The 4,162-nt window shown below is 47.7% G+C and carries 4 protein-coding genes; all 4 read right to left on the bottom strand.

Annotation, left to right across the window (positions count from 1 at the left end; genetic code table 11):
• Positions 1-256: 256 nt before the first annotated feature.
• Positions 257-1,330: a sulfate ABC transporter ATP-binding protein gene (locus tag SGI98_07270; GenBank protein ID MDZ4743205.1), complete on the bottom strand. Its 1,074-nt coding sequence runs from the start codon at positions 1,328-1,330 to the stop codon at positions 257-259.
• Between the two features lie 20 nt (positions 1,331-1,350).
• Positions 1,351-2,205 (bottom strand): sulfate ABC transporter permease subunit CysW, encoded by an 855-nt coding sequence (gene cysW / locus SGI98_07265; protein ID MDZ4743204.1) that lies wholly within the window; start codon positions 2,203-2,205, stop codon positions 1,351-1,353.
• A 4-nt stretch (positions 2,206-2,209) separates the two neighbouring features.
• Positions 2,210-3,058: a sulfate ABC transporter permease subunit CysT gene (locus tag SGI98_07260; protein ID MDZ4743203.1), complete on the bottom strand. Its 849-nt coding sequence runs from the start codon at positions 3,056-3,058 to the stop codon at positions 2,210-2,212.
• Between the two features lie 212 nt (positions 3,059-3,270).
• On the bottom strand, positions 3,271-4,162 hold an 892-nt coding region (locus tag SGI98_07255; protein MDZ4743202.1), incomplete at its 5' end, for a sulfate ABC transporter substrate-binding protein.

Genomic DNA, 4,162 nt, shown 5'->3' with positions numbered 1-4,162 from the left:
GTGGCGGGTATTCCCGTGACGGTGGTGGCGAAAGCCGCGGGGAAGGATTCTCCCAAGCTGGTGGTGAACGCCGTTCCGGACCAAAGCGTTCAACTCCCCAAAGTGGTGGATTCCGTTCAGCCGGTGGTGGACAGAGACGCCCTTCTTTCAGGTAACACCTGTTAGGCCATTTTGATTAATTTTCATGCGCGACCATTGTGGTCGCGCATTTTTTTTTATCCGTCGCAATCCAAAACAAATTGCGCGCGGGTGATGATTAGATGGAATAGTCTTCGGTGAAGACTTGGACATTGCGGATGGTGATAAAGACGTCTTGGCCTTTGATCAGGTTTAATGATCCATAGTCGGCACGGGGCACCTCGGCATCGACCATTTCCCCGATATCTTTACGGCGGAGGTGGACGCGGGTATTTGCTCCTGAGAATATGGTGCTGACCACTGTCGCTTCTAGAGCGCCGTCTGAGGGTTTCTCCAAATGGATTTTAACATCATGGGGACGGACATAGGCCACACCGACATCTTCGACGCCCATGTGGTCGCTTTTCACCAATGAAAACTCTTTCCCGTCGATCAGGATTTTTCCGCTATTGACCCTTCCACGGAAGAGATTGACGTTACCGACGAATTCATAAACAAAAGGATTAGCCGGGGAATCATAGATTTCTTGAGGTGTACCGATTTGCTCGATCTTGGCATGGTTCATCACCACGATTTCATCGGCGAGCTCTAGGGCTTCTTCCTGGTCGTGGGTGACGAAAATCGTCGTAATCTTCATTTTTTCATGGAATTCACGCAGCCACCGGCGCAGGTCTTTGCGCACCTTAGCATCGAGGGCCCCAAAGGGTTCATCCAAGAGCAAAATGCGTGGTTCGACAGCGAGGGTACGAGCGAGGGCGACACGTTGTTTTTGACCGCCGGAGAGTTGGGAAGGGTAACGGTGCCCGTGTTCGCCGAGCTGGACGAGTTCAAGGAGTTCATTGACTTTATCCCGGATGACTTTAGCAGGCAGTCTTTCCTTGCGCGGTTTTACAGATTGGCCAAAGGCGACATTATCAAATACGGTCATGTGCCTGAAAAGGGCGTAATGCTGGAAGACTAGTCCGACTTGTCTTTCCCGTGGGGATAATGTCGTGACATCCTGCTCATTAAAAAGAATCCTGCCGGAATCCGCAAAATCAAGGCCAGCAATCATACGCAGGAGAGTTGTTTTTCCTGAACCTGAGGGGCCTAGTAGGGCGACAAGTTTTCCTGGTTCGAAAGATCCGTTGATTGCATCCAAGGCCGTATATTTGCCGAATAGTTTGGTCAGATTTTCCACTCTTATGGATATTTTATCGGTAGTCATGACTTTTAATTTTCCTCTAGTCGTTTCATTTCGGAGTGAACCCGGGACTCTACAATTGATTTAATGACCAGGGTGATGAGGGCCAAAAGGGCCAGCATTGATGACAAGGCAAATGCTGCGGTAAACTGGTATTCATTATAGAGTATCTCAATATGGAGGGGGACAGTATTGGTTTTTCCCCGGATATGACCAGATACGACTGAGACCGCCCCAAATTCACCAATGGCCCGGGCATTACACTGGATGACGCCATAGAGTAGGCCCCATTTGATATTGGGCAAGGTCACACGCCAGAAAGTCCGCCAACCATTGGCACCGAGAACGATGGCGGAGATTTCCTCGTCTTTGCCTTGGGATTGCATCAAGGGGATAAGTTCGCGCGCGACAAAGGGAAATGTCACAAAGATTGTGGCCAAAATAATGCCGGGAGTCGCGAAAATGATCCTGATATCGTTGTCGATAAAGAAGGGGCCTAAGAACCCGTGGACTGAATAAAGGAGTATCAACATTAACCCCGCGATGACCGGGCTGACGGCAAAGGGGAGTTCAATCAGGCTGATCAAAAGGCTTTTACCGCGGAATTCATGTTTTGTAATTAGCCAAGCTGCGGATACACCGAAAATGGTATTACCGACGACACAAAAGAAGGCTGCGATTACCGTTAATTTAATGGCATCCCAAGTATATTTATCGTTCAGAGAAGCAAAATAGAATTCTATCCCCTTTTTAAGTCCTTCATAAAAAACCGCGACTAAAGGAATGACGAGAAAAAGCCCTAAAAAAACAAAAACAATCCCGCCAATGATGATCTTAGCCCAGAGAGGATCGTCTGTCGTATGTCGGATTTGATGAGGATTCATACTGTTAATGGGAGAAACGGGAACGGTTCCAGTGTTGTAAAATATTAATAACCAGAAGCATGACAAAAGAAATCGCCAGCATGGAGAACCCTAATGCCGTCGCCCCGGCGTAATCATACTGTTCAAGACGGGTAATAATGAGCAGGGGAGTGATCTCCGTCTTAAAAGGGATATTCCCAGCGATAAAAACGACGGAACCGTATTCACCAATCGCCCGAGCAAAGGCTAAGGCAAATCCGGTGATGAGTGCGGGGAATACTTCGGGCAAGATAACGCGTGTGGCGATTTGCCAGCGATTTGCCCCGAGGCACCCAGCAGCCTCCTCGACCTCTTGGTCAAGGTCTTCGAGGATGGGTTGAACGGTCCGGACGATGAAGGGCAGTCCAATGAAGGTGAGTGCAATGACAATGCCGATTTCAGAAAATGAAATGGCGATACCATTCGGAAACATTTCTTTTCCGACTATCCAGAGTGTTGCATCATTCAGATGAGTGATGAGGAAGCTTTCAGGGGCAAAATACTGTCCAATCCAGCCATTCGGCGCGTAGATAGTGGCGAGAGTAATACCGGCCACAGCCGTCGGCAGGGCAAAAGGCAGGTCAATCATGGAGTCGATCAGACGGCGTCCGAAAAAATTATAACGCGTCAGGACCCATGCCGCGAGACCTCCCATAAAAAAGTTTATCAAAGCGGCAATTAAGCTCGCTCCAAAAGTGATTTTGTAAGATTCGATAACACGGGGGGACCAGACATCTTTCCAGAATTGATCCCAACCCATCGGGATGGTTTTGAGAGTCAGTGCCGCCATCGGTAAAAGGATCAAGACACTCAAATAGGTGATCGTAATCCCCATCGAGAGTCCGAAACCCGGAATAATCCGCCTATGTTTTATTTTTTTTACCACTGGATAATATCCCCTTATCATTCAAATCCGTATCGGCCTATTCTAACCGATACGGATTCTGATTCCCTTACAAACAGGAACTAGACAAATACCCTAACCAGAGTGTTTAGAAAGTATTTTTTATCGAGAAATAAGTAAATCACTACCATCAGAGTCGTCTTTTACTTGTCGTAAATTTGATCAAAGACCCCGTTGTCTTTAAAGAATATTTCATGAGCCTTTTCCCAGCCACCAAAATCACCATCGATAGTGACCAAGGTAATGTTAGGGAACTGTTTGGAGTACTTTTGAGCAGCAGCAGCGTCACGCGGGCGGTAGTAATGTTTAGCGATAATATCTTGGGCTTGCGGACTATAGAGGTATTGAAGATATTCCTTTGCGACCGCTCCGTTGCCATTTTTTACGGCGTTTTTACTGACCACAGCCACGGGAGGTTCAGCCAAGACACTGATAGATGGATAGATAATGTCGAATCTTTCGGCACCGAGCTCTTTTTTGAGCAGATAAGCTTCATTTTCCCATGAGATAAAGACATCACCGATCCCGCGTTCGGCAAATGTCGTGGTGGAACCACGGGCACCGCTATCCAGGACGGGGACATTTTTATAGAGTTGGCTAATATACTCTTTGATTTTGCCTTCATCACCGTTGTATTTCTTTTTTGCCCAGGCCCAAGCTGCGAGGAAATTCCAGCGCGCACCCCCTGAGGTTTTTGGGTTAGGTGTGATCACACTGATTCCAGGTTTGGCGAGATCATTCCAGTCTTTGATCCCTTTGGGATTACCCTTGCGTACGACAAAAACAATCGTCGAGGTGTAGGGGGAGCTATTGTCGGGGAGTTCCTTTTGCCAACCAGAGGGAAGTAATCCGGCTTTTTTGGAGATTTCGTCGATATCACCCGCTAAGGCGAGGGTGACGACATCGGCTTCTAATCCGTCAATAACGGAACGGGCTTGTTTGCCTGATCCACCATGGGATTGGTTGATAGAAATATCCTGACCTGTTTTCTGTTTCCAGTGCTGTTTGAATAACTCATTATACTCTGTGTAGAGC

Source organism: Verrucomicrobiota bacterium (assembly GCA_034440155.1).
Classification (GTDB): Bacteria; Verrucomicrobiota; Verrucomicrobiia; order JAWXBN01; family JAWXBN01; genus JAWXBN01.
This window is presented reverse-complemented; position numbering and strand designations above follow the sequence as displayed.

Bases quoted from the DNA above. Each gene is read 5' to 3' on its own strand.
- cysW (MDZ4743204.1), bottom strand. From the start codon at position 2,205: ATGAATCCTCATCAAATCCGACATACGACAGACGATCCTCTCTGGGCT.
- SGI98_07260 (MDZ4743203.1), bottom strand. From the start codon at position 3,058: ATGGGGATTACGATCACCTATTTGAGTGTCTTGATCCTTTTACCGATG.